The organism is Alsobacter soli (assembly GCF_003004785.1).
GTDB classification, from domain to species: Bacteria; Pseudomonadota; Alphaproteobacteria; order Rhizobiales; family Beijerinckiaceae; genus Alsobacter; species Alsobacter soli.
In genome coordinates, this window is sequence record NZ_PVZS01000002.1 from 110,540 (window position 1) to 133,819 (window position 23,280).

20 protein-coding genes, 1 tRNA gene and 1 riboswitch are annotated in these 23,280 nt (G+C 68.8%); of the genes, 11 read left to right on the forward strand and 10 right to left on the reverse strand.

The genetic code is table 11. The features are described from left to right. The first annotated feature begins 65 nt into the window (after nucleotides 1-65). Nucleotides 66-941, forward strand: coding sequence for a class A beta-lactamase (bla, locus tag SLNSH_RS02145; protein WP_106335166.1), 876 nt, complete (start codon nucleotides 66-68; stop codon nucleotides 939-941). A 79-nt stretch (nucleotides 942-1,020) separates the two neighbouring features. On the opposite strand, the gene SLNSH_RS02150 is transcribed toward bla, so the two are convergent. From SLNSH_RS02150 to SLNSH_RS02160, 3 genes are read right to left on the reverse strand one after another with little or no spacing between them, the layout of a single operon-like run. Continuing rightward, complete coding sequence (locus SLNSH_RS02150; RefSeq protein ID WP_106335013.1) at nucleotides 1,021-2,304, reverse strand: TRAP transporter large permease; 1,284 nt, start codon at nucleotides 2,302-2,304, stop codon at nucleotides 1,021-1,023. Beyond that, entirely contained in the window at nucleotides 2,301-2,792 is a 492-nt protein-coding gene (locus SLNSH_RS02155; protein ID WP_106335014.1) for a TRAP transporter small permease, read from the reverse strand. Before SLNSH_RS02155 ends, SLNSH_RS02150 begins: the two co-directional genes overlap by 4 nt. Before the next feature lie 7 nt (nucleotides 2,793-2,799). Further along, nucleotides 2,800-3,786 (reverse strand): sialic acid TRAP transporter substrate-binding protein SiaP, encoded by a 987-nt coding sequence (locus tag SLNSH_RS02160; protein ID WP_106335015.1) that lies wholly within the window; start codon nucleotides 3,784-3,786, stop codon nucleotides 2,800-2,802. Between the two features lie 168 nt (nucleotides 3,787-3,954). Between SLNSH_RS02160 and nanR the strand changes: the two genes are divergently transcribed. Then, nucleotides 3,955-4,662: a transcriptional regulator NanR gene (nanR, locus tag SLNSH_RS02165; protein WP_245421969.1), complete on the forward strand. Its 708-nt coding sequence runs from the start codon at nucleotides 3,955-3,957 to the stop codon at nucleotides 4,660-4,662. A 56-nt stretch (nucleotides 4,663-4,718) separates the two neighbouring features. On the opposite strand, the gene SLNSH_RS02170 is transcribed toward nanR, so the two are convergent. The 4 genes from SLNSH_RS02170 to SLNSH_RS02185 all read right to left on the reverse strand — a co-directional run bounded on the left by SLNSH_RS02170 (nucleotide 4,719) and on the right by SLNSH_RS02185 (nucleotide 7,724). Then, the gene (locus SLNSH_RS02170; RefSeq protein ID WP_146140161.1) at nucleotides 4,719-5,363 is read right to left on the reverse strand and encodes a hypothetical protein; all 645 of its coding nucleotides are present in this window, start codon (nucleotides 5,361-5,363) and stop codon (nucleotides 4,719-4,721) included. Nucleotides 5,364-5,914: 551 nt separating this feature from the next. Further along, the gene (locus tag SLNSH_RS02175; protein ID WP_106335017.1) at nucleotides 5,915-6,238 is read right to left on the reverse strand and encodes a hypothetical protein; all 324 of its coding nucleotides are present in this window, start codon (nucleotides 6,236-6,238) and stop codon (nucleotides 5,915-5,917) included. A gap of 192 nt (nucleotides 6,239-6,430) precedes the next feature. Next, nucleotides 6,431-6,505 (reverse strand) — tRNA-Gly (locus tag SLNSH_RS02180). Between the two features lie 79 nt (nucleotides 6,506-6,584). Continuing rightward, entirely contained in the window at nucleotides 6,585-7,724 is a 1,140-nt protein-coding gene (locus SLNSH_RS02185; RefSeq protein ID WP_106335018.1) for a 2'-deoxycytidine 5'-triphosphate deaminase, read from the reverse strand. An 83-nt stretch (nucleotides 7,725-7,807) separates the two neighbouring features. Next, a riboswitch (SAM riboswitch) is annotated at nucleotides 7,808-7,882 on the forward strand. A gap of 48 nt (nucleotides 7,883-7,930) precedes the next feature. Between SLNSH_RS02185 and SLNSH_RS02190 the strand changes: the two genes are divergently transcribed. The 3 genes from SLNSH_RS02190 (at nucleotide 7,931) to argE (ending at nucleotide 11,033) form a co-directional block, all read left to right on the forward strand. After that, nucleotides 7,931-9,130 carry an O-succinylhomoserine sulfhydrylase gene (locus tag SLNSH_RS02190; RefSeq protein WP_106335019.1) on the forward strand — a complete coding sequence of 400 codons (1,200 nt, stop codon included), beginning with the start codon at nucleotides 7,931-7,933 and terminating at the stop codon, nucleotides 9,128-9,130. Nucleotides 9,131-9,373: 243 nt separating this feature from the next. Then, nucleotides 9,374-9,766: a Co2+/Mg2+ efflux protein ApaG gene (apaG, locus tag SLNSH_RS02195; protein ID WP_106335020.1), complete on the forward strand. Its 393-nt coding sequence runs from the start codon at nucleotides 9,374-9,376 to the stop codon at nucleotides 9,764-9,766. Nucleotides 9,767-9,884: 118 nt separating this feature from the next. Beyond that, on the forward strand, nucleotides 9,885-11,033 hold the full coding sequence (gene argE, locus SLNSH_RS02200; RefSeq protein ID WP_245421971.1) for an acetylornithine deacetylase: 1,149 nt from the start codon (nucleotides 9,885-9,887) through the stop codon (nucleotides 11,031-11,033). Between the two features lie 141 nt (nucleotides 11,034-11,174). Here argE and SLNSH_RS02205 read toward each other — a convergent pair whose 3' ends face one another. Continuing rightward, complete coding sequence (locus SLNSH_RS02205) at nucleotides 11,175-13,289, reverse strand: TRAP transporter permease (RefSeq protein ID WP_106335022.1); 2,115 nt, start codon at nucleotides 13,287-13,289, stop codon at nucleotides 11,175-11,177. 614 nt (nucleotides 13,290-13,903) lie between these two features. On the opposite strand from SLNSH_RS02205, the gene SLNSH_RS02210 reads away from it, so the two are divergent. After that, on the forward strand, nucleotides 13,904-14,581 hold the full coding sequence (locus SLNSH_RS02210; protein WP_146140162.1) for a CYTH domain-containing protein: 678 nt from the start codon (nucleotides 13,904-13,906) through the stop codon (nucleotides 14,579-14,581). A gap of 12 nt (nucleotides 14,582-14,593) precedes the next feature. Here SLNSH_RS02210 and SLNSH_RS02215 read toward each other — a convergent pair whose 3' ends face one another. Then, on the reverse strand, nucleotides 14,594-16,594 hold the full coding sequence (locus SLNSH_RS02215) for a sensor histidine kinase (RefSeq protein ID WP_146140163.1): 2,001 nt from the start codon (nucleotides 16,592-16,594) through the stop codon (nucleotides 14,594-14,596). 329 nt (nucleotides 16,595-16,923) lie between these two features. Here SLNSH_RS02215 and SLNSH_RS02220 point away from each other — a divergent pair, with 329 nt between their 5' ends. After that, nucleotides 16,924-18,630 (forward strand): AMP-binding protein, encoded by a 1,707-nt coding sequence (locus SLNSH_RS02220; RefSeq protein ID WP_106335168.1) that lies wholly within the window; start codon nucleotides 16,924-16,926, stop codon nucleotides 18,628-18,630. On the opposite strand, the gene SLNSH_RS02225 is transcribed toward SLNSH_RS02220, so the two are convergent. Continuing rightward, nucleotides 18,627-19,505 (reverse strand): DUF2865 domain-containing protein, encoded by an 879-nt coding sequence (locus SLNSH_RS02225; protein WP_106335025.1) that lies wholly within the window; start codon nucleotides 19,503-19,505, stop codon nucleotides 18,627-18,629. The genes SLNSH_RS02220 and SLNSH_RS02225 overlap by 4 nt on opposite strands. A 366-nt stretch (nucleotides 19,506-19,871) precedes the next feature. Here SLNSH_RS02225 and SLNSH_RS02230 point away from each other — a divergent pair, with 366 nt between their 5' ends. Genes SLNSH_RS02230 through SLNSH_RS02245 form a run of 4 tightly spaced genes read left to right on the forward strand, consistent with a single transcriptional unit; the run spans nucleotide 19,872 to nucleotide 23,278 of the window. Further along, nucleotides 19,872-20,123 carry an acyl carrier protein gene (locus tag SLNSH_RS02230; RefSeq protein WP_196240203.1) on the forward strand — a complete coding sequence of 84 codons (252 nt, stop codon included), beginning with the start codon at nucleotides 19,872-19,874 and terminating at the stop codon, nucleotides 20,121-20,123. Beyond that, entirely contained in the window at nucleotides 20,123-21,343 is a 1,221-nt protein-coding gene (locus SLNSH_RS02235; protein ID WP_106335027.1) for an acyl-CoA dehydrogenase family protein, read from the forward strand. Before SLNSH_RS02230 ends, SLNSH_RS02235 begins: the two co-directional genes overlap by 1 nt. 4 nt (nucleotides 21,344-21,347) lie before the next feature. Continuing rightward, entirely contained in the window at nucleotides 21,348-22,256 is a 909-nt protein-coding gene (locus SLNSH_RS02240; RefSeq protein ID WP_106335028.1) for an amino acid--[acyl-carrier-protein] ligase, read from the forward strand. Next, the gene (locus SLNSH_RS02245) at nucleotides 22,220-23,278 is read left to right on the forward strand and encodes a DUF1839 family protein (protein WP_245421973.1); all 1,059 of its coding nucleotides are present in this window, start codon (nucleotides 22,220-22,222) and stop codon (nucleotides 23,276-23,278) included. The genes SLNSH_RS02240 and SLNSH_RS02245 overlap by 37 nt, the downstream gene beginning before the upstream one ends. Nucleotides 23,279-23,280: the final 2 nt, after the last annotated feature.

The window sequence follows — 23,280 nt, forward strand, 5'->3', positions numbered from 1 at the left end:
TGTCCCCCAATTCGTTAGGCGCTCCATCGGAGCGCGCCCCAAGGAGCCCTCGCGTGACCGACCTGATGACTCGCCGCACCCTTGTCGTTCGGAGCGTGGCCGCGACGGCTGCCCTCGCTTTGCCTCCGGCCGCCATGGCCGAAACGGCCGATCCGCTGGTCGCCACGATCCGCGAGGTTGAAGCACGACTGGGCGCCCGGGTCGGCGCCAGCGTGTTTGAAGTCGGGTCAGGGCGTCGCTGGTCGCACAGGGCTGAAGAGCGCTTTCCGATCGCGAGCACCTTCAAGGCGTTCGCGTGCGCCGCGCTGCTCGCCCGCGTTGACGGCGGCCAAAAGCGGCTGGGCGATGAGGTTGCGATCAGAAGCAGCGACCTCGTCACGTATTCGCCCGTGGTCGAGAAGCATGTCGGCGGCGCCATGACGCTCGGCGACCTGTGCGCGGCCGCGACGGCTCTGAGCGACAACGCGGCCGGCAACCTCATACTCGACAACATCGGCGGGCCCGCAGGGCTGACAGCCTTCATGCGCGGCATCGGCGACGAGGCGACCCGTCTGGACCGCCGCGAGACCGAGCTGAACGAAGCGGCGCCAGGCGATCCCCGCGACACCACGACCCCTGCCGCCGCCGCGGACAGCCTGCGCAAGCTCCTCCTGGGCGACGTGCTCTCCCCGAAATCCCGCAGGCAGCTCCAGGATTGGCTTGTGGCCAATCAGGTCGGTGGCCCGCTTCTGCGAGCGAGCCTGCCCCAGGGTTGGCGGATCGCCGATCGCACCGGGGCTGGAGGGCGCGGCACGCGAAACGTGCTCGCGGCGATCTGGCCCCCGGGACGGGAGCCTGTGTGCGCCGCGATCTACCTCACCGGGACAGAGGCCTCGATGGACGCGCGCAACGCCGCCATCGCCGAGATCGGCCGCACCCTCGTCGGAGTCCTGCGGGCCTGAGCCAACCCGTGCGCCGGCGGGCCCACCTCGGTCCGCGCGGGCGGAACCCGGCTTCTCCGCTGGAAGCGAGCGCGCCAGCCTAGCCGAACACCAGCTTCGGCAACCACGTGGTGAACGGCGGCCACAGCGTGATCGCGGCGAGAACGAGCAGCAGCGGGACGAGCCAAGGCAGGATGGCGCGCGACATCGTCTCGAACGACACGTCGGCGATGCGCGTCACCACGAATAGCACCACCCCGATCGGCGGGTGGATGGTGCCCAGGATGAGGTTGAGGATCACCATGACGCCGAACTGGGTCGGGTCGATGCCATAGCTCAGCGCCGCCGGAACCAGGATCGGGATCAGGATCAGCATCGCCGCCAGCGCCTCCATGAAGCAGCCGATGACGAGCAGCAGGAGGTTGCACAGCAGCAGGAACGCGACCGGGCTGTGGATGGTGTGGACGATCATCGGCGCCAGGGTCTGGGGCAGCCGGGAAATCGACATGCACCAGCCGAGCGCGCCGGCCGCCATCACCAGCACCGTCACCAGGCCGGTGGTCTCGACCGTGTCGACCAGGATCGGGCCGAGGTCCTTCACCTCGAGCGTGCGGTAGACGACGAAGCCGAGAAACAAGGCCCACAGGCAGGCGGCCGCGGCGGCCTCCGTTGGCGTGAACACGCCCGAGAACATCCCGCCGAGGATCAGGGCAGGCGTCATCAAGGCACCGGAGCCGCGCAGGAAGGTGCGCCAGATTTCGCCCCATCCGGCGAAAGGCTTGCGCGCCATGCCCTCGCGTCGCGCCACGATGCTGACCATGACCATGAGCGCCAGGCCCATGAGCACCCCGGGAATCAGCCCGCCGATGAACAGCCGGCCGATCGAAGCGTCGGCCGAGACGCCGTAGATCACCATCGGCAGCGACGGCGGGATGATCGGCCCGATGGTCGCGGCCGCCGCTGTGATGGCGGCCGCCGTCTCGGGCTTGTAGCCGGCCTTGGTCATGGCGCGGATCTCGATCGCGCCCGAACCTGCTGCGTCGGCCACGGCGGAGCCCACCATGCCGGCGAAGATCATGCTGGTGAGAATGCTGGCGTGGGCGTAGCCGCCCCGGACCCATCCGATCACCGCGCTGGCGAAGGCGACGATGCGGTCCGTGATCTGCGCCCGCGCCAGGATGTTGCCCATCAGGATGAACAGCGGCGCCGCCACGATGGGAAAGGAATTCATGGCGCCGGCCATCTTCTGCGGCAGCAGGGTGACCGGCACTCCTCCGAAGTAAAGGAACGCCAGCGCCGCGATGGTCATCGATGCGTAGAGCGGCATGCCGGCGACGATGGCGATGAGCCACGCGCCGGAGATCTTCAGCATCAGGGCGATCATGCCGACGGGTCCGGGGCGTGGGGGCCGCGCAGGGCGCGGGTCGCGAGGTCGCCGATCGCCTGGGCGGCGGTGACGAAGCCGGCCGGGACGAGCGGCGCATAGATCCACGCGGTGGAGACCGGGATGCTCACGGCCTCGATGTCGTAGTTCTTCTGGACCAGCAGGACGCTTTCCCAGCCCACCACGAGCCCGGCCACGGCGAGCGCAGCCTGGATCGCCGTTTCGGTCCCGCGCCACGCCGCCTTCGGCAGCTTGTCTTGGAAGTAGCGGATCCGGATATGGGCGTTGTGGCGCGTCGCCAGGATCCAGCCCAGGCAGGACACCCAGACCATCAGGTAGCCGCTTATTTCGTCCGTCCAGCTGAAGGGACGTCCGATCGCGCGGGTGACGATGCCGAGCGTCACGACCCCGAGCAGGACCACGAGCAACAGCGCCGCGATTGCGGCGACCGCACGGTCGAAGCCCGCGCGCAGGTGGGACGTCGCCATGCCCGCCTCAGAGGTTGGCGAGGGCGTCGAAGGTTCCCTTGCCCCAGCGCTCCTCGAAGCGCTTCGGCACAACGTCCAGGACCGGCTTGCGCCACAGCTCCACGTCGGGCTCGACCACTGACATGCCGGCCGTCTTGAGCTGGCCAACCAGCGCCGCCTCCTGGTTCAGCAGCTCCTGGTTCTGCCAAGCGACCGCGGCGTCCATGGCGGCCTTGATGAGGTCGCGGTCGGCGGCGGGCAGGCCCTTCCAGAACGCCTCGTTGACGATGGGCAGGCGCGGCGTGATGACGTGCTGGGTGAGGATGAGGTGCTTCTGCACCTCGTAGAACTTGCCGCTCTGAATGGTGGGCAGGGGGTTCTCCTGGCCGTCGACCGCACCTTGACTCAGGGCGAGGTAGAGTTCGGGGAATGCGATCGGCGTCGCCTGAGCGCCCCAGGCCTCCACCATGGCCCGGAACACGTCCACCGGCGGCACCCTCAGCTTGAGGCCGGCCACGTCGGCAGGCTTCTGCACGGGCTTCGAGCCGGTGGTGAGGTGGCGCTTGCCGTAATAGGTGACCGCCAGCAGCCTCATGCCGCGCTTGGCGGCCAGGTCCTCGTTCATCCTGGCGAACAGGGGCGAGCCCTGCGCCTTGGCCAGGTGCGCGGCGTCGCGCCAGAGGTAGGGGGCCTCGAACACCGAGAGCGGGGGCAGGAACACCGAGACGGCCCCTGCGCCCTCGGTGGTCATCTGCAGCACGCCGGCGGACACCGAGTCCATCATCTCCTTGCCGGTCCCCAGCTGGGCGTTGGGGAACACCTGGATCTCAAGCCGGCCGCCGCTCTTGTCCTTGACGTCCTTGGCGATGCGCTCGGCCATCAGCACCTGGGGATGGTTGGCGGCGAGGGACTCGCCCCAGCGGATCGTCGCCGACTGCGCGCGCGCCCCGACCGCCGGCATGAACACCCCCGCGGCGAGCCCCGCCACGACCGTGCGTCTCGTGAATCCAGTCATGCCCGTTCCTCCCATGCGCGATCGGCGAGCCTCTGGCGGGCCGCACGTTCTGGTATGACAACTAGACCAAAGCGTCCTTGTCAAGCAGAGCCAGAGAGTTATACCTTCCGGTAAGGCGAGGCAGTCCGCAGCGCCAACTTGATGAGCCGGAGCAGGGAGGAGCCAAGAATGGCCGGTCAGGTGCTCGGTCCCGTCCGGAAGCGGAAGCTGTCGGACCAGATCGTCGAGCGCCTCGAGGCCGCGATCCGCAACGGGACCTACAAGGCAGGAGCCTCCCTCCCGCCCGAGCGGGAGCTGATGGCGCTGTTCGGCGTCGGCCGCTCCTCCGTCCGCGAGGCCCTGTTCGCCCTGCAGAAGATGGGGCTCGTCCAGCTCGGAGCCGGCGAGCGGCCCAAGGTGACGCGTCCGACCCCGCGCCATCTCCTCAACGAACTCGGCTCGTCCGCCCGCCGCCTCCTGGAGCAGCCCGCAGGGCTCGACCATTTCGAGCAGGCGCGCCTCGCGCTCGAGATCTTCCTCGTCACGCACGCCTGCAGTTACGCCACCGCGGAGGACATGGCCCGCCTCAAGGACGCGCTGGCCGCGAACGGGGCCGCCATCGGGGCCGGGCCGGATTTCGTGAGCACCGACGTGGCCTTTCACCGCGTCCTGGCCGAAATGCCCCGAAACCCGATCTTCGTCGCCATGCACGACGCCGTGGTGGAGTGGATCATCAACGAGCGGCCCATCCTGGCGAACACCGAGGCGAACAACCGCAAGAGCTTCGCCGAGCACGCCGCCATCGTGGACGCCATCGCAGGCAAGGACATGGTGGCCGCCGTGGCCGCCATCACCCGGCATCTCAACGACGCCCGGGCGCGCTACGCCGCCCGGTGATGTCCGCTTCTAGGATCCCGCCCAGCAGGCTTGGGCGCGCCGCATTCGGACCAGCCTCACGCCGCTTCTCTCAGGTTCATGTCCGCGGGGCCCTCGAGTCCGCGGCGCGGCTCGCGCCCGGGGGAGTCCGGCCGGTCCAGCTTTTCCGCGAGCCGCGGCCGGATGAACGCCAGCGCGGCTGCCCCGCCCCCGACGATGGCGCACGCATAGAGCGCAGCGAATCCGCCGAAGCCCATGACGGGTGCGATCGGTTTCGCGATGCCCAGAAACGCCGCGAACATCCAGGAGCTCAGGCTCACCGCTCCCAGCAGGCACGGCAGGACGGCGGCCCGCCGCGGGTTCGCGTGGGCCCTGCCGAGCGCCGGGAAGCCGACCCGATGCAGCGCGACGCCATTGAGGGTCAACACGCTCGCCACCGAGAGCTTCGCCAGGAGCTTGCCCGATCCGGCGATCAGCGCCAGATCGGCGTGCGTGTCGATCAGGATCACCGAAAGGCCAGTCATCCATAGGACGACCAGCGCGATGGTGGTGCATCGTGCGGCATGACCCAGGAGCTTGAGGTCCAGGTGCGCATGACCAAGGATGGCCATGTCGCCAGCCGTAATGGCTCCGGCGGCGGCCAGAGCCGCCAGCAGATGGAAGTAGATCAATCCCATGCGCCCCAGCACGGCAAGATCAACGCTTTGGATTGCTGCAGCCATCACAGGTCCTCCCTTGAGGCACACGCAGGCTATTGCGGGCGGAATCAGCATCGCTCGCTGTGACTTCCGGAAAGGTTAATGAGGAAGACTTCCGGAAGTTGAGAAGATAACCTGATCTCTTCTCGAAAGCCCGTAAAGTCGCTGTGGGGGTGATACGCCTGTTGAAGTAGGCACTCTGGCCTCGCGCCCGGGCCGGGCGGACCAAATCTTCACCTAAAGACTGAGGGGAGGGGGATCGGCGATATCCTCGCTGCTGGAAACCCAGGCGCAGGCCGCCGGCCAGCAAGCCGGGGGCGGGAAGCCGATGTCGCCCCGGCGGCCCACAGGTCACGCCGTGGGGGCGCTTTGGCGCCACGCGACTAAGCGTTTCGCGAATTGATCTCAGGGGTGGCGTCAGCCATGAGGCGCGGCGCCGTGAACTTGCGCGCCGGCGCACGCTCCATCAGAGGGCGTCCGCTCCCCGGTAGCGGGCGAACACCCGCGGGCTCCTGTCCCAGAGCAGGACCACTGTAAGCCGTCCCCGCAGGGGCCGCCCATCCGGGCGGCGCGCGTCAGTCCTGCATCAGGTACTTCACAAGCGCAGCCGCCCCGAGCACGAGACAGAGGACGACCAAAAGCCAGATCAGGCCCATGCCCGTCATCCAACTTCCCATTGACCACCCGTTCATCATCATGGTCGGGCCCTCCTCATCGATGCTCCGGCAGCCGGACGTATCCATCACGCCATCCGCCATCAGGTCGATCTGATCGAAGCGGAAGCTCGGCCAGCGGGATCCCAAGCCTCGGCCGCGAAGGCGCCCGAAGCCTTCGGGGCGCAAGGGGCCGGCGATCGGGCTACGGTGGTGGATGGTGTCGAACGTGTCTCCCTGGCGCATGCGGGCAGATTGCACCCGGACGCAGCCGCTCTCGTTGCGCCCGATCACACGCCTCGCGGTTGACTCACCCGCGGTCGCACGGGGCTGATCTTGGCGGCGTCGCCGATCACGCGCGCATGAGAGCGCCATCGCCCGGCGGCGTGGAGTGGGCGACACCGGCAGCCCGACGTGTCTGATGAGGAGGAGAAAGGTTGGAGCGGGCGAAGGGAATCGAACCCTCGACATACAGCTTGGGAAGCTGTCGTTCTACCACTGAACTACGCCCGCGCGCCCCGTCTTATAGGGCTGAATCGGAGCCGGCCGCAATGGGGGCCGACAGGGAAAACAGCAAAGGCGCAGCCTCCGCCTAGCCGCCCTTGAAGTGCTTGGAGAGCTTGAGCCCCTGGGCCTGGTAGTTGGAGCCCAGCCCCGCTCCGTAAAGCGCCGCCGGGCGCTCCGCCATCCGCTCGTACACGAGCCGGCCGACGATCTGCCCGTCCTCGAGAATGAACGGCACGTCGCGCGAGCGGACCTCCAGCACCGCGCGGCTGCCGGCGCCGCCTGCGCCTGCGTGCCCGAAGCCAGGATCGAAGAAGCCTGCGTAGTGAACGCGAAACTCGCCCACCAGCGGGTCGAAGGGCGTCATCTCCGCCGCGAAGTCCGGCGGAACGTGCACGGCCTCCTTGGAGGCCAGGATGTAGAACTGCCCGGGATCCAGGATCAGCTCGCCCTCGTTCTTGAGATAGAGCGGGTCCCAGTAGTCCTCCACGGCCCGCGCCCCCACGGCGTCCACGTCGACGAGGCCCGTATAGCGTTTCGCCCGGTAGCCGACGAGCCTGTCCGGCCCGAAGCCTTCCAGGTCCACGCTCACCGCGATGCCGCTCTGGATGGAGGGCTCGGCGGAGGTGACGAGCCGGTCGCGCGCATGCAGGGCGGCGAGCTCGGCGTCGTCCAGCCGCACCGCACCGGCGCGGAACCGCACCTGCGACAGGCGGGAGCCGGTGCGCGCCAGCACCGGGAAGGTGCGGGGCGAAATCTCCAGGAACAGCGGGCCGGAATAGCCGGCCGCGATCTGGTCGAACTCGCGCGCGCCATTGGCGATGACGCGTGTGAACACGTCGAGGCGGCCGGTGGAGCTCTTCGGGTTGGCTCCCGCGGCGAGCTCCGGCGGCAGGTCGAGGCTCTCCAGCAGCTCGGCGATGTAGACCGCTCCCGTCTCCAGCACCGCGCCGCGGGTCAGGTCGATCTCGTGGAAGGACAGCTGCGCGATCCGCTCCTCCACGCTGGCCTTGTGGCCCGGAAGAAAGCTGGCGCGCACGCGGAAGGCCCGGCGCCCAAGGCGCAGGTCGAGGCTCGCCGGTTGGATCTGGCCCTGCGCCAGCGGCTCCTCGGCGCGGATGCGCCCCGCCGCCACGAGGGCCTCGATCGACTGCGAGGGGAGGATGCCCGGCTTGAAGGTCAAGGCTTGGTCCTGCTGTGCGCGGCTGGATGCCCCCCTGTATCGCATCGAAGGGACGGCGCAAGCACGTAATCGGATTCGGCCCGCCAAACTGCCGGTTGACCAAGGCACGCTGCCGGGCGTAAGCACCTGTGGACGATCGTGGTCTTTGTGCCGGCCGGCTTGCATCCACGTTAAACCTGCTAAAAGGCCGGGACGGCGCATGTCCGGCTCGGTCTTTGATCTGGCCGGATTTTTTGTGTCCGGAGGCGCCCATGCCCGCGCAAGACAGCCGCTTCGACCTGCAGAACCTCCACGCCGACACCCTGCTGGTCCATGGCGGGACGATGCGCTCGTCGTTTGGGGAGCTGTCGGAAGGACTCTTCCTCACCCAGGGGTTCGCCTACGACACCATGGAGGCGGCCGAGGCCCGCTTCAACGGTGAGGACCCGGGCTTCATCTATTCGCGTTTCTCCAATCCCACCGTCTCCATGTTCGAGCGCCGCATGGCGCTCCATGAAGGGGCCGAGGCGGCCCGCGCCACCGCGAGCGGAATGGCCGCCGTCACCGCGGCCCTGATGGGCCAGGTGAAGGCCGGCGACCACGTGGTGGCCGCCCGCGCGCTGTTCGGCTCCTGCCGCTACATTGTGGAGGACCTTCTGCCGCGCTTTGGCGTGGCTTCGACCCTGGTCGACGGCACGGACCTGGACCAGTGGCGTTCAGCCGTGCGGCCGAACACCAAGGTGTTCGTCCTGGAAAGCCCGACCAATCCGACCCTGGAGGTGATCGATATCGCCGCAGTGGCCGCCATCGCGCATGACGCCAAGGCGAAGCTCGTGGTGGATAACGTCCTCGCCACGCCCATGCACCAGAAGCCTCTGCGGCTCGGCGCCGACTGCGTGGTCTACTCGGCCACCAAGCACATCGACGGCCAGGGCCGATGTCTCGGCGGTGTGATCCTCGGATCCGAGCAGTTCATCGCCGACCATGTCCACAACCTGCTGCGGCAAACCGGCCCGGCTATCTCGCCCTTCAACGCCTGGGTGCTGCTGAAGGGCCTGGAGACCCTGTCGCTGCGCGTCGAGCGCCAATCCCGCACGGCGGCGCGCGTCGCGGATACGCTGGCCGAACTGCCCGGGATCGGCCGGGTGATCTATCCCGGCCGCGCCGACCATCCCCAGCACGCGCTCGCCCAGCGCCAGATGGCGAGCGGCGGCACGATGGTGGCCTTCGAGGTGAAGGGCGGCAAGGCGGGCGCCTTCGCCTTCGGCAACCGGTTGAGGATCGTGAAGATCTCCAACAACCTGGGCGACGCCAAGAGCATCGTCACCCACCCGGCCACCACCACCCATCAGCGGCTCAGCCCCGCGGATCGCGCCCAACTCGGCATCACGGACGGGATGCTGCGCCTCTCCGTGGGCCTGGAGCACCCGGACGACCTGCTCGCCGACTTCGTCCAGGCCGGGCGGGGGTGAACTGACCCTCCTGATGATTTCCCCGCTTTCTGGATTCCCTCCGTCATCCCCGGCCGGAGCGCCGCAGGCGCGGGGGGAAGGGGATCCAGGGCGGCGCGCGCCGGACTCACACCTTTTGCCGGATACCCTGGCGGGTGCTGCGCGCGGCCGGGAGCGATTCTGGCCATCGCCGCCGCATTCCCCTTTCGTCTGAAATGCATTACGAGGCGGGCTCTTCGCTCCCGCGCAGGAGATCGCGCTTCCATGTACCGGGCCGTCACCCGCCATATCCAGGTCACCGTCTCCCCCGCCTACATGGAGGAGCAGTCGGCGCCCGAGAAGAACCAGTATTTCTGGTCCTACACGGTGGAGATCGAGAACCTCGGGGACGAGACCGTCACCCTGCGCACCCGCCACTGGCACATCCGGGACGCCAGCGGCGCCGTGAAGGAAGTGCGGGGCGAGGGCGTGATCGGCAAGCAACCGCGCCTGCGCCCCGGCGAGCGCTTCGAGTACACCAGCGGATGTCCGCTGGAGACGCCGGAAGGGATCATGTCAGGGGCCTACGGCATGGAGACCGAGGAGGGCGAGACCTTCTCCGTCGAGATCCCGGCCTTCTCGCTGGATACGCCCAACCAGCGCCGGGTGATGCACTGACGAGCCGTCGCGCCATGCATTTCGCGCGGAACAGCTCACGCCCTGCGCAGGACCGATTCTTGCCGGTGGAGTCGGCGCGCGAAGCGCCCTAGGTTTGGGCGCCATGAACGAGAGTCCCATGACCCCCTTGCACCTTCTCGAGCGGCTTGTGTCGTTCAACACCGAGAGCCAGCGCTCGAACCTTCCCCTGATTGAATTCGTCGAGCATTACCTCTCCGGCCTGGGGGTCGAGAGCGTGCGCGTGCCGAACCAGACCGGCGACAAGGCCGCTCTTTTCGCCACGATCGGCCCGACGGACCGGGGCGGCGTCGTGCTCTCCGGTCACACGGACGTGGTGCCCGTGGCGGGCCAGACCTGGACCAGCGATCCCTTCACGCTCCGGGTCGCCGACGGACGCGCCTATGGCCGCGGCGCCGTGGATATGAAGGCCTTCGCGGCGATCGCGCTTTCACTCGTGCCCGAGATGCAGGCGTCCGCGCTGAAGACGCCCATCCACATCATGCTGAGCTACGACGAGGAAACGACCTGCCTCGGCGTGGTGGACACGATCCGCCGCATGGGCGTGGATCTGCCCCGGCCCCAGGCCGTCATCGTCGGCGAGCCCACGGAGCTGCAGGTTGCGGATGCCCACAAGAGCGTCTTCACCTACTCCACGGCGGTGCATGGCCACGAGGCCCATTCGTCCAAGCCGGACCTGGGATCCAACGCCATCTTCGGCGCGGCGGCGCTCGTCCATGAGCTCGACCGCATCGCGGACGTGTTCCGGGAGCGGGGAGATCCCACCGGGCGCTTCGATCCGCCTTTCACCACCGTGCATGTCGGCGTCATCCAGGGCGGCAGCGCCCGCAACATTCTGCCCAAGCTTTGCCGCTTCGAGTGGGAGGTCCGCGGCGTTCCGGGGACCGATGAGGCGGAGCCCGCCCGCATGCTGGAGGACTACGCCCGGCGCGTCGTGATCCCGCGCCTTACTCGCGCAGGCTGGCCGGGCTCCGTGGAGACCACGCTGGACGTCGACGTGCCGGGCCTGGCGCCTGACCCCGGTTCCGTGGCCGAAACCCTGGCGCTGCGGCTCGCCGGCCGCAACTCCACCATCACGGTGCCCTACGCCACGGAAGGCGGGCGCTTCCAGAAGGGCGGGCTTCCGACCATCGTGTGCGGGCCCGGCTCCATCGACCAGGCGCACCAGCCGGACGAGTACATCACCCTCGACGAGATCGAGCGCGGCGTCGCCTTCATGCGCCGCCTCATCGCCGACTGCGCCGGGTGATCGCGCGGGTTTAGGTCCAAAGCGGGCAGGCGCCCTCTCGCCCTCGTTGCGAGGAGCCCGAAGGGTGACGAAGCAATCCAGGACGTCGGGCGCCCGCCCCCTGGATCGCTTCGCCGCTTCGGTCTCGCGACGGTTCGACCTCTAAGCCGCCGCCGTGCGCTCCACCCGGGCGGCGCGCACCATGTTGACCGCGATCACCGCGACGCCGAGCAGGAAGCCGCTCGTATCGCTGAACGGGAAGTCGCAGATCAGCAGCGCGGCCGAGACGCCGGCCAGCACGCGCTCCACGGGCGTGGTCCGCGTCTTCAGGAAGCCGATCGCCGCGACGCCCGACATGGCGATGGTCATGGCCGCCTTCACGAACACCACCGCCACCTCGACCCAGTAGCCGTAGGACGCCGCGATGGCGCCGCCGTTCTGCAGCATCAGCGTGGGCTCGTAGACCCCCATGAACGGGATCAGGAAGCCGGCCAGGGCGATGCGCGTCGCCTGCCAGCCGATCGCGTCCGGGGACGCCTTGGCGATCGGCGCCGCCGCCAGCGCGGCCAGGGCCACCGGCGGCGTCAGGTCGGCGATGATGCCGTAGTAGAAAACGAACATGTGGCTGACGATCAGCGGCACGCCGAGCTGCAGCAGCGCCGGGGCCGCCAGCGAAGCCGTGATGATGTAGGTCGGGATCGTCGGAAGGCCGGTGCCCAGCACGATCGAGGTCACCATCACCAGCACGAGCGACAGGAACAGCGACGTCTTGCCGAACGAGACGATGTAGTTGCCCAGGATGGTCGCCGAGCCCGTCAGCGTCAGCGTGCCGATCACCACGCCCACGATGGCGCAGGCGAGGCCCACCGGAAGCGCCTGGCGCGCGCCGTCCGCCAGGGCGTCACGGCACATCACCAGGGTCTCGCGCCCACCCCGGCTGAACAGGTTGGCGACGATCAGCACGGCCACGAGGCCCACGATCACCGACACGCCGAATTCCAGGAAGGACGCGGTCAGCAGGCCGATCGCGATCCAGAACGCCATCCGGAAGGCCGGCGCGCCGAGCCCCAGCGCCACGGTGGCGCCCAGGATCATGATCACGGTGAGAGCCAGGCCCACGGAGCCCGCGAACAGCGGCGTGAAGCCATGCATGAGCATGTAGACCAGCAACGCCAGCGGCAGCACCAGGTGCCACTGGCGCTTCAGCGCCAGCAGCGGGCTCGGCAGTTCGGAGCGCGGCATGCCCCGCAGGTTCTCCTTGCCGGCCTCCAGGTGCACCATCCAGAACGCCGAGGCGAAGTACAGGATGGCCGGGATGATCGCCGCCTTGACGATCTCCGCGTAGGGCACGCCGATGTTCTCGGCCATGATGAAGGCCACGGCGCCCATCACGGGCGGCATGATCTGCCCGCCCATGGAGGCGGTGGCCTCCACGCCGCCCGCGAAGGATGGCTTGTAGCCGAAGCGCTTCATCAGCGGGATGGTGAACTGGCCCACCGTAACGACGTTGGCCACGCCCGAGCCCGAGATCGTGCCCATGAAGGCGGAGGACACCACCGCCACCTTGGCCGCGCCGCCGCGCGCCCAGCCCACCAGGCCGAGCGCCACGTCGTTGAACAGCCCGATCATCCCGGCCCGTTCCAGGAAGGCGCCGAACAGCACGAACAGGAAGATGTAGGTCGCCGACACGCCCGTCGGCGTGCCGTAGATGCCCTCCGTGCCGAACGACATCTGCTCGATGATCTGGTCGAAGCCATAGCCGCGGTGGTCGAGCGGCGCCGGCAGGTACTGTCCGAACATCCCGTAGGCGAGGAACGCCAGGCAGATCAGCGGCAGCGCCGCGCCCATGAGCACCCAGGACACGGCGAACAGGATCACCAGCGTCGCCACGCCCACGATCATGTCCGGCGTGGTGAGGTCGCCCGCGCGGTTCACCAGGTCGATGAAGAACACCCAGTGGTACAGCCCGGCCGCGAAACCCGCGAGCGCCACGACCCAGCCGAGCGTTTTCAGCAGGCTGTTCGGCGCCTTGTGGTTGGCGATCAGCGCCCCGCCCACCAGCACCAGGAAGCCGACATGGACGGCGCGCAGCACCTGGGCCGGCAGGATGGCGTAGACGGCGGTCGCGATCTGGAACACCGAAAAGGCGAGGGCGATCCAGAACACCAGTCGGGCCGTCCAGCCCTCGCCCCAACCGGGAGGCAGCCCGTGCTCGATCTCCATCTCGGTCAAGCTGGTGCTCGCCCCGTGATGATGGGCGTCGGCGGCGGTGCTCATTGTCGCTCCCTGAACCTGCGTGGCCGCTGAATCGGCCTTGTATTCGCGCGCATAAAAGCATTCCGCGCTCCCCAAGGGAACGGCGGATCCGTAGAAGGCCCGATATCAAGGCCAGCGCTGCGGCGATTGCCCAGGGTAGGTGAAAGCCAGGCTTGAAAATCGAGTTCATGCAGGGAAGCGGCGGGGCGTCAAGGTTCGCCCCTTGATGCGCCGCTCGGGCCCACGGCGTCGCCTTTGTGGTTGGCCCCCCCAATCGGCCCGCTTATCTTGGCGGTGCGCGCCAATAAGTCTCGCCTGACCCGAAGCAGAACGCGACAGAGGCGCCGAGATCTTGTGAAGACGCATGGGTGATGAACAGTCTGAAAGTCAGATTCTCAGCGTTGTTCTAAGTTTACGGAGCCGGACCAAACGTAAGCTTGGCGCAAAAATCGATCGATTGACCGCCCGTGCGCGGAACGAGACTGTGTCCGAAATGTGGCGATCTTTTCATCTGTCACGATACACAATTCAAGGTTGCGGCTCGCATTGACGAATCTCTGATGCTCGCCCAGTCTCCACCCCATGCGGCGGACCCATTTGGGCCTCCTGGGTTAAGGTTCAAGAAGGACATGGCCATGAAATCGGCTCGGCGGTTCCTCGTCTCGCCGGCGCTCGCGCGGCTTGCGCGCAAGGAGCGCGGCATCTCTGACCGTTCGGTGATCGGCTACTTCCAGGGCCAGTCTGACCGGCAGCAGGCGGTGGAGATCGGGCAGCAGAGCAGCACGCTTGTCCTGATCACCAAGGATGGCGACGGGCCCGCCACGGAAGAACGCTTCGACGTGCCCCGGCGGCACGCGGAAGCGCTGCTCGAATCGTGCGCAGCCCGGATCGGGTTTGAGCGCACCCGCATGGACGCCGGCGGCCGCATGGTTCAGATCACCCGCCTGCTGACCTCCCAGCCCGTGGAGTTGATCGACGTCGAGTTCGCCGAGGGCGAGGACCCGAGCCGCTTCTGGCCGCCCGCCTGGTTCGGCCCGGAAGTTACGGACGACCAGACCTGGAGCGACCGCGCCCTGGCCATGGAGGGGCTGCCCAGCAAGGCCACGCCGCAGGCCAACGAGACGGCGCTCAGCGCCTTCCTGGACGACATCGAGGGCATCGGCGCCCTGCAGCGCTTCACCCAGCGCGAGCCGGCCGAGCGCAAGACGGTTCCGGCTTCGGAGCGCAAGGCTGCGGCTGCTGCGGCCGCCGGGCCGAACGCCAATGTCGTGGCCGCCCCGTTCACGCCACGGGCGGCCGGCGGCGAGGCGTAAGCCGTTCTCGGCCTACCGGGCCAGGATCTCCAGCGGAATGCTCGCGAGCAGCGTGAAGCCGCCCTCGTAGGTCGTTTCGAAACGGCCATTGAGCTCCTGCTCGATCGACAGGCGGATCAGCCTGCTGCCGAAGCCAGCCCGGCCGGCTTGCGGTTCCGCCTGGCCGGCGACCAGCTCCCGCCATTGCAGCTGGAGCGTTCGGTTGTCCTCCGTCACGCTCCAGCTGACGCGGAGCCTGCCCTGCGGCGTCGCAAGGCCTCCGTACTTGGTGGCGTTGGTGGCCAACTCGTGCGCCATCAGGGATAGCGACACCACGGCTCGGGGTCCCACGCGCACAGCCGGCCCCTCGATGGTGGCGCGTAGCCACTCCGGCCCGTCATGCGCGTTCAGGGTCGTGCGCATCAGCGTGTCGAGGGTCGCGCCCTTCCATTCGGACTCGCTGAGCAGGTCATGCGAGCGAGCCAGGGCCATGATCCGGCCGGTGAGGGCGTCCCGGAACGCGGCCGGAGAACTCGTGGACTTCAACGTCTGCGCGACGAGCGACTGAACCACGGCCAGCGTGTTCTTGACCCGGTGGTTGAGCTCGGCGATCAGCAAAGCCTGGTGCTCCGAGGCCAGCCGCTCGTCCGTGACATCCAGCACGACGCGCACCGCATAGGAGAAGCCCTCCGGGCCCGAGACCGCGGAGCTGAACAGCCGGACCCAGCGCACGGCGCCGTCCTTGCGGCGGAAGCGCTTCTCCACCACGTAGCTGGTCTGCTCCCCCTGGCGCTGGCGCTCGAAGAGGTCGACGTCGGTTGCGACCTCCTCCGCTGCGCTCAGCGTACTGAAGCGCAGCCCGAGCAGCTCGGCCCGGGGGTAGCCCGTGATGCTGCAAAGCGCGTCGTTCACAGCCACGAAGCGCCCTTGGTCATCGATCTCGGCGATGCCCACGCCGGCGTTTTCGTATGTGGCCCGCAGCCGCTGTTCACCCGCTTCCGCTGAGCGCAGGGCCGCGTCGCGCTGCTGCGCGCGCCGCCGCAGTTCGTCCGACGCGTTCACGAGGGCCCGGGAGATCGCCTGCACCTCGGCGATCGCGGACTCCGGCGGCTTGGCCTCTTCGTCACGCGCCAGGCCGGCCGCTGTACGGGCGACTGCCCGGATCGGCCCGGAGAGAGTGCGCCCATACGCGAAGGCGAGCGCCATGGAGCCCGCGAGCCCGATCCCCGTCAGCCCTGCGACGCCGCTCATCAGTTGCCACATGGGCGCCTCAAGCGTGGCCTTGGGCACGCTGACGCTCACCCACCAGGGCGCCAGCCGCGAGCGCCGCGCCAGCGAGACCACCTCCATACCCTCGAGCGTCACGCCTCGCCACAGGTCGCGACCGGAGCTTGCGTTCTCTTGAAAGGATCGCGTCGCCTCCACGCCCAGAAATCGCTCATGCTGTCGCGATCGCGCGATGATGCGGTAATTGCCGTCGACCACGGACGCGTTCCAGTCCGGCGGCGTCAAGGCGCTTGTGATCGACTCCCGGATCACCTCCGGCGTCAGCGACACCGAAAGCACGTAGCCTGGCTTGCCGCCCAGCTCGATCGCAAGGCCCACCATCACGAAGCGTTGGCCCGTCAGTGTGCCCGTGAACAGGTTGGAGACCACCGGCTGGCCGCTGCTGATGGCGCGCCGGTCGGCGTTGAGCACGTCGGCATCCGTGCTCACGGGCAGGGGAGTGCCCCAGTCCACCAGAGTGTTGAGCAGCTGCTGACCATGGCTGTCGCGGAGGAGCACCGCGGCGTGAAGCTGCGCGGCCACCTGCCTGGCCTGCTTGTCCAGCGATTCGAGGTCGCCCGATCTGAAGGCCGGCGACGTCGCGAGCGCCTGGAGAGATCCCATCACGACCTCGAGCTCCCGGTCGAGGTCCTGCGACAGGTCATTGACGAAATCATGCGCAGTGCGTTCCAGGCGGACGCGCTCGTTGGAGGCGAGCCGCCAGGCGACCAACGCGCCCGCCGCCGCCGCGGGCAGGAGAATGGTCAAGCCGAATATCGCCAGATGGATCGCGATCGGAAAACGGCGGCGCACAGTTCCTGTCCCATCTCCAATGCGCGCCCTGGCTCGAAGCTGCTTCGGCCCTGCCGACGGGCGCTGTCGGCAAACGTGGATTTCAGGCGCAGCGGCGTCGCTTACGCTACTATGATCAGCCCCGCCATGACCATCATCAACGCTCAAGCGCCCGTTAGGGCGCCCACGCGGGTCGCGACGCACGCCGCTCTCGCGTAAGCTGGGTGGGGCTTTCGCGCCGGGCCCGAGATCGTTTAAGTATGAACAAACTGGCCGTGAGCGCCGGAAAGGCGGGAGGAACAACCATGGCGGAAACAGCGCGGGCGGTGGCGGCGCCAAAATTCCCGTGGCTCGACCATTATCCGCCGAACGTCGCCGAGGCCATCGACCCCGACGCTGTCGGGACCCTGGCGGACCTCTTCCGCGACGCCGTGCGGCTCTATCCGCGCCGACCTGCGCTCGAGAGCTTCGGCAAGAGGCTGACCTACGCCGAACTGGGCCGCGCCGCCGAGGCGGTCGCGTCCTGGCTGCAGGACCAGGGTTTGCGCAAGGGCGATCGCGTCGCGATCATGTTGCCGAACGTCGCCGCCTATCCGGCCATCCTTTTCGGCGCCCTGCTCGCCGGCGGCGTGGTGGTGAACGTCAATCCCCTCTACACGGCCCGCGAACTGACGCATCAGCTGCAAGACGCCGGAGCCCGCACCCTCTTCGTGCTGGAGAACTTCGGCCATACGGTCGAGCAGGCCGCGGGCGCGTTGAAGCTCGACCGCGTCGTCCTGGTTCGGCCTGGGGACATGCTGGGCCTCAAGGGCAAGCTGGTCGACTTCGTCTCCCGTCACGTCAAGAAGGCCGTGGCTCCCTTCGCGCTGCCGGGCGCGCATCCCTTCTCGGGCGTCCTTGCGACGGGCGGGGCGCGTCCATTCTCCCCGGTCCCGCTCGAGCCCGGCGACATCGCCTTCCTGCAATACACGGGGGGAACCACGGGCGTGGCCAAGGGCGCAACGCTCCTGCACCGCAACGTGGCCGCGAATGTCGCCCAGTGCGAGGCCTGGATGCGTCCCTTCATGAGCGGCGGTCCGCAGATCATGGTGACGGCGCTGCCGCTCTACCACATCTTCGCCCTGACGGCCTGCTGCATGTTCATGACGCGGCTCGGCGGATGCCAGCTGCTTATCGCCAATCCGCGGGACATCGCGGGGCTGATCAAGACGCTCGCAACCCGGCCGTTCACCTGCGTCGTGATGGTGAACACGCTCTACAACGCGCTGCTGCACAATCCCGCGATCAAGACCGTCGACTTCTCCCACATGGCCTTCTCCGTATCGGGCGGAATGGCGACCCAGCAGGCCGTCGCCAGGGCCTGGAAGGAGCTCACCGGCAAGGCCATCGTGGAGGGCTACGGCCTCTCCGAGACGTCGCCGGTGGCCTGCGCCAACCGCCTCGACCTGCAGGAGTTCTCCGGGACGATCGGCTATCCCCTGCCGTCGACCGAGGTGTCGATCCGGGGCCCGGAAGGGGAAGAGGTCCCGATGGGGTCGCCGGGCGAAGTTTGCATCCGGGGCCCGCAGGTGATGGCGGGCTATTGGAACCGACCCGAGGAAACCGCGCGCGTCACGACCGCCGACGGCTTTTTCCGGACGGGCGACATCGGCGTGCTTCTGCCGGACGGGCAGATCAAGCTCGTCGACCGCATCAAGGACATGGTGCTTGTCTCCGGCTTCAACGTTTACCCCAACGAGGTGGAGGACGTGCTTGCGAGCCATCCGGGCGTGCTCGAAGCCGCCGTGGTGGGCGCGCCTGACGAACACTCGGGCGAGGTGGTCGTCGCCTATGTGGTCAAGAAGGACGAGGGCCTGACGCCCGAGAGTCTGCGCGCTTTCTGCCGCGAAAGCCTCACCGCCTACAAGGTTCCGCGGCGGATCGAATTCGTGGAATCCCTGCCCAAGACCAATGTCGGAAAGGTGCTGCGCCGCGCCCTGCGCGACGGCGCGGCCTCGGGAGCCGCCGGCTAGCGGTCTCCGGCGGCGGACTGGAAGGGCGATCCGAGCACGGCCTTGACGGGCACGGCCGCCGGCGCGGACGCCGATGTCTTGGCGAAGGCCGAGCGCGCCGGGGTGATCACGATCGCGATCGGCTCGCTGGTCGAGGCTGACGCAACCGTGAACCCGCCCGACTTGACCAGTTCCTGCCGGAACGTGAAGCCGAGCGACCGGTCGGCGCGCCGCCACCCCGTGGCGCTGACCGCGCCCGGCTCGCGGATGTCCCGGAGGTCCGCCTGGCGGACGGGCTGGCCGCGCTGCAGGGACCCATTGAATACTGCGGCGCTGTCCAGGTTCACCACGATGTCGCCGCGCCTCAGCGTGGGATCCGCCAGCATCCGCGCAGCCCATTCGGCGTAGGACGCCGGCTTTCGGCATGCGCAGGCCGCGACCGTCGCCTTGCGATAGGTGAACGCCTGCGGAAGGCTCCGGTAAGGGGCGCCGGAAGGGCCTACCGCGTCCCGCATGTCGTCCCCTGTCTTGCGAAACACTTCCATGGCCGGGCCGGGGCAGGCGAGGGAGCACATCTCGGCGTCTCCGATGCCGTTCTGCGCCTTGGCGTCCAGCGGAAAGTAATAGCCGTCGCAGGTGCGCACGCAGTACGCCGAGCCCCTTTGAGGCGCCGCGATGATCCGGGCCGCGCCTTCCCGCCGCGCCGGGGTGACCTGCGTCATCGGGCGGGCGTCCCGGCGGGCACGGGTCGCCGGCGCGCTCCATTGCGGCGTCTGGAGCAGCGGTTCCGGAGCCGTGTAACGGATTGTCGGCTTGGGGGGCTCGCCGAACAGCAGGCTGAACAACCCCGCGCTCGCCGGCTGGGCGGACAGGCCGGCAAGCACAAGAGCGCTCATAAAAAGGATCGGGCGAAGCAACGCAGCCTCCTTGACCCGCCACTCGTGTCACACCGCTCGCGAGCCCTCAGCTTTAACCCTCCGTTAACCTTACCGGCGGCGCCGCCCGTTTTGCGCGCAGAAATTGCAATTCCGAGAACGACACGCGAGTTGCTCGGCCCCCCGCCGGCGAAGGCGCCCCAGGACGGAACGATCCCCTCCTGGACGGTCCCGGATCCGGACACGGCAGCCTCCCAACGGAGCGCTTCGGGACGCCGGCCACCCTCGTGTCACGGATTAACGATGGCGGGAAAAACCGCGCCGTCGAGGCGAGCGAAGGGCCCTCACCGGGCGCGGACAACGAAAGGGCGGACCATGGACGAGGCGATCCGGAACACCATCGTGGCGATCATCGCCGAGGCGGGGCGGCTTCCCGTGCCGGCGAACACCCTGGCCGACGAGGCCGACCTCTACCAGGCGGGCCTGACCTCTTTTGCATCCGTCCAGCTGATGCTCGCCCTCGAGGACCGCTTCGAGATCGAGTTTCCGGACCGCTACCTGAACCGTCGCTCCTTCTCCAGCATCGCCGCGATCGGCCAGGTCGTCGGCGAGTTGCTGTCCCAGAGGGAGGCGGCGTGATGGGCTTCCAGGAACCCGCCACGCGGCTCGCCGACGCCGCGCCCCAGGACCGGTCGGCCTACGGCCTCGCCCTGAACCGCCGCGCCCGGCGCGTCGCCGAGATCGCGGCCCGCCATGCGGACGCGGTGGATCGCGAGGCGCGCTTCCCCCGGGAGGCCGTGGACGCCATGAAGGCCGAGGGCCTGCTCGGCGCCATGATCCCGGTCGCCTTCGGCGGGGAGGGCGCCAGCCTGGCGGACATCGCCATGGTCTGCAGCGTGCTCGGCCAGGGCTGCTCCTCCGCCGGCATGATCTTCGCCATGCACCAGATCAAGGCCTCGAGCCTGATCACCCATGGCGCCGAGAACCCGTGGCACCGGGCCTTCATGCGGCGGGTCGCGACCGAGCAGTTGCTGATCGCCTCCGCCACCACCGAAGCGGGCATCGGCGGCGACCTCCGCAATTCGGTCTGCGCGGTCGAGCAGGACGGAGGGGTGTTCACCCTCGGCAAGGACGCCACCGTCATCAGCTACGGCCCGCAGGCGGACGCCCTGATGGTCACCGCCCGCCGCAACCCGGACGCGCCGTCGTCCGACCAGGTCATGGCCGTCTTCACCCGCGACCAGTACGCGCTGCACAAGACGGGCGGCTGGGACACGCTCGGCATGCGCGGCACCTGCTCCGAGGGCTTCCGCTTCGAGGGCGCCGCTCCCGTCGAGCAGATCCTGCCCAAGCCCTTCGCGGAGATCGCCGCGCAGTCGATGCTCGCGCACTCGCACCTGCTCTGGGGCAGCGTGTGGAGCGGGATCGCGGGCGCAGCGCTCGCCCGCGCCCAGGCCTTCGTGCGCGCGGACGCGCGCAGGCGCCCGGACGCGACCCCGCCCGGCGCGCTCCACCTCGCGGACGCGGCCGCGAAGCTGCAAGGCCTCCACGGCGCGCTCTCCTCCGCGCTGCGCCGCTACGAGGAGGCGAAGGCGACGGAGGACGGCCTGTCCTCCATGGGCTACGCGGTGGCGATCAACAACGTGAAGCTCCTGGCCTCGCGCACGGCCGTGGAGGTGTGCCAGGCGGCCATGCAGGTGGCCGGCATCCAGGGCTACCGCAACGACGGAGCCTACAGCGTCGGCCGCTTCCTGCGCGACGCCATGTCCGCGCCGCTGATGATCAGCAACGACCGCATCGTCGGGAACACGGCCGCGATGCTGCTGGTCTCCCGCCTCGAAACCGATCTCGTGGGGTGACCCGATGGACGCGCAAGTCTCCTTTCTCGACCAGCTCTTCGACGCCGGCCTCCTGATCGACACGGGCGTGCCCGGCCTCTACGGCCGCAGCGGCGCCTTCGAGGACGTCATCGACCGTTTCGACGCGCTGATCACCTCCTTCGGCCGCCAGGACGGCGCCGAGGTGGTCCGCTTCCCCCCCGGCATGAACCGCGCCCATTTCGAGCGCAGCGGCTACCTGAAGAGCTTCCCGCAGCTCGCCGGCACGGTGCACTGCTTCTGCGGGGACGACGCCGGGCACGCCGACCTCCTCCAGTGCCTGTCCGAGGGCAAGGACTGGTCGGCGCGCCAGGAGATGTCCGACGTCGTGCTGACGCCGGCCGCCTGCTACCCGCTCTACCCGATGGCGGCGAAGCGCGGCGCCCTGCCAGCGAACGGCCGCCTCTTCGACCTGCTGTCCTACTGCTTCCGCCACGAGCCCTCGCAGGATCCGGCCCGCATGCAGATGTTCCGCATGCGCGAGTACGTGCGCATGGGCACGCGCGACGAGGTCCTCGCCTTCCGCGAGGCCTGGCTGCAGCGCGGCCGCGAGCTCATCGGGGTGCTGGAGCTGCCCTTCGAGGTGGACGTGGCCAACGACCCCTTCTTCGGCCGCGCCGGACGCATGATGGCGAGCAGCCAGCGGGACCAGGGCCTCAAGTTCGAGCTGCTGGTGCCGGTGAACAGCGCGGTGAAGCCGACCGCCTGCCTGAGCTTCAACTACCACCAGGACCACTTCGGCCAGACCTGGGGCCTGACGACCGCCTCCGGCGAGACAGCCCACACGGCCTGCGTGGGTTTCGGCATGGAGCGCGTCGCCCTCGCCCTGTTCCGCCATCACGGCGTGGACGTCGAGGCGTGGCCGCGCTCGCTGCGGCGGGTGTTGTGGGGCTGAACATGCCGGTGGTCCAACTCGCCGCACGCCGCGCCGCGCCCGCCGTTTCGGCGGGTCCCGCCATCGCAGGCGCGGGCTGTGGCCCGCACGCCCTGCACGGCCCCGACCGGAGCTGGCCGGAAACGAACTGCTCCGTCGACCTCTGGATCGAGCTTTTGGGGGCGCTCGGCCGCGAGCCGGCCGCCGCTATGGCGTTCGCGGTGACGCAGGACTTCGAAGGCGACCAGTTCACCTTTTTCAAGATCCCGGCGGAGGACCTGGAGCGGCTCTACGGACTGACCCTCCTGGAGCTGTCCGTCTTCGACCGGCTCGAGAGCCACGTGGCCGAGCAGCTCGGACGGGGCCGCGTCGTCTTGGTGGAGGCGGACGGCTTCTGGCTGCCCGACACCCAGGGCGTGTCCTACAGGACCGAGCACACGAAGACGACGATCGGGATCAATCGGCTGGACGAGGGCGCGCGCACGCTCGAGTACTTCCACAACGCCGGCTATTTCCGCCTCCAGGGCGAGGATTTCGACGGCGTGTTCAACCGCCTGCCGGGCCAGCGCTCGGACGCGACGATGTTCCCCTATGTCGAGTTCGTCAAACTGGACCAGCCGGCGCTCGACGAAGCGCGCCTGCGCGCGGCCGCCAAGGACTTGCTCTACCGCCATCTTGAGCGCGCGCCATCCTCCAACCCCGTGGAGGCCTGGCGTCCCCGCCTGTCCGGCCAGTTGCAGGCGCTGGCTGACCGCGACCACAACGCCTTCCACAAATACGCCTTCAACACCGCGCGCCAGCTGGGCGCGAATTTCGAGCTGCTGGCGAGCTTCCTCGATTGGCTCGCGCCCGGCGAAGGCTCCCCCTACGCCGAACAGCGCGCCGCCGCGCTGCGAATCGCCCATGGCGCGAAGACCCTCCAATTCAACATGGCCCGGGCTGTCGCCCGCGGTCGCCACGACGGCCTGAACCCGCACCTGGACGCGCTCGCGTCCGACTGGGAGGCCTGCGTCCCGGCCCTCGCGGCCACATTGGGAGCCTGACC

What these genes read in the sequence shown, in the direction of transcription:
- SLNSH_RS02225 (WP_106335025.1), bottom strand. Translation starts at nt 19,505, where the DNA reads ATGAGCGCTCTTGTGCTTGCCGGCCTGTCCGCCCAGCCGGCGAGCGCG.
- SLNSH_RS02235 (WP_106335027.1), top strand. Translation starts at nt 20,123, where the DNA reads ATGGGCTTCCAGGAACCCGCCACGCGGCTCGCCGACGCCGCGCCCCAG.
- SLNSH_RS02160 (WP_106335015.1), bottom strand. Translation starts at nt 3,786, where the DNA reads ATGACTGGATTCACGAGACGCACGGTCGTGGCGGGGCTCGCCGCGGGG.
- bla (WP_106335166.1), top strand. Translation starts at nt 66, where the DNA reads ATGACTCGCCGCACCCTTGTCGTTCGGAGCGTGGCCGCGACGGCTGCC.
- apaG (WP_106335020.1), top strand. Translation starts at nt 9,374, where the DNA reads ATGTACCGGGCCGTCACCCGCCATATCCAGGTCACCGTCTCCCCCGCC.
- SLNSH_RS02240 (WP_106335028.1), top strand. Translation starts at nt 21,348, where the DNA reads ATGGACGCGCAAGTCTCCTTTCTCGACCAGCTCTTCGACGCCGGCCTC.
- SLNSH_RS02150 (WP_106335013.1), bottom strand. Translation starts at nt 2,304, where the DNA reads ATGATCGCCCTGATGCTGAAGATCTCCGGCGCGTGGCTCATCGCCATC.
- nanR (WP_245421969.1), top strand. Translation starts at nt 3,955, where the DNA reads ATGGCCGGTCAGGTGCTCGGTCCCGTCCGGAAGCGGAAGCTGTCGGAC.
- SLNSH_RS02155 (WP_106335014.1), bottom strand. Translation starts at nt 2,792, where the DNA reads ATGGCGACGTCCCACCTGCGCGCGGGCTTCGACCGTGCGGTCGCCGCA.
- SLNSH_RS02175 (WP_106335017.1), bottom strand. Translation starts at nt 6,238, where the DNA reads ATGCGCCAGGGAGACACGTTCGACACCATCCACCACCGTAGCCCGATC.
- SLNSH_RS02205 (WP_106335022.1), bottom strand. Translation starts at nt 13,289, where the DNA reads ATGAGCACCGCCGCCGACGCCCATCATCACGGGGCGAGCACCAGCTTG.
- SLNSH_RS02185 (WP_106335018.1), bottom strand. Translation starts at nt 7,724, where the DNA reads ATGCGATACAGGGGGGCATCCAGCCGCGCACAGCAGGACCAAGCCTTG.
- SLNSH_RS02170 (WP_146140161.1), bottom strand. Translation starts at nt 5,363, where the DNA reads ATGGCTGCAGCAATCCAAAGCGTTGATCTTGCCGTGCTGGGGCGCATG.
- SLNSH_RS02220 (WP_106335168.1), top strand. Translation starts at nt 16,924, where the DNA reads ATGGCGGAAACAGCGCGGGCGGTGGCGGCGCCAAAATTCCCGTGGCTC.
- argE (WP_245421971.1), top strand. Translation starts at nt 9,885, where the DNA reads ATGACCCCCTTGCACCTTCTCGAGCGGCTTGTGTCGTTCAACACCGAG.
- SLNSH_RS02190 (WP_106335019.1), top strand. Translation starts at nt 7,931, where the DNA reads ATGCCCGCGCAAGACAGCCGCTTCGACCTGCAGAACCTCCACGCCGAC.
- SLNSH_RS02210 (WP_146140162.1), top strand. Translation starts at nt 13,904, where the DNA reads ATGAAATCGGCTCGGCGGTTCCTCGTCTCGCCGGCGCTCGCGCGGCTT.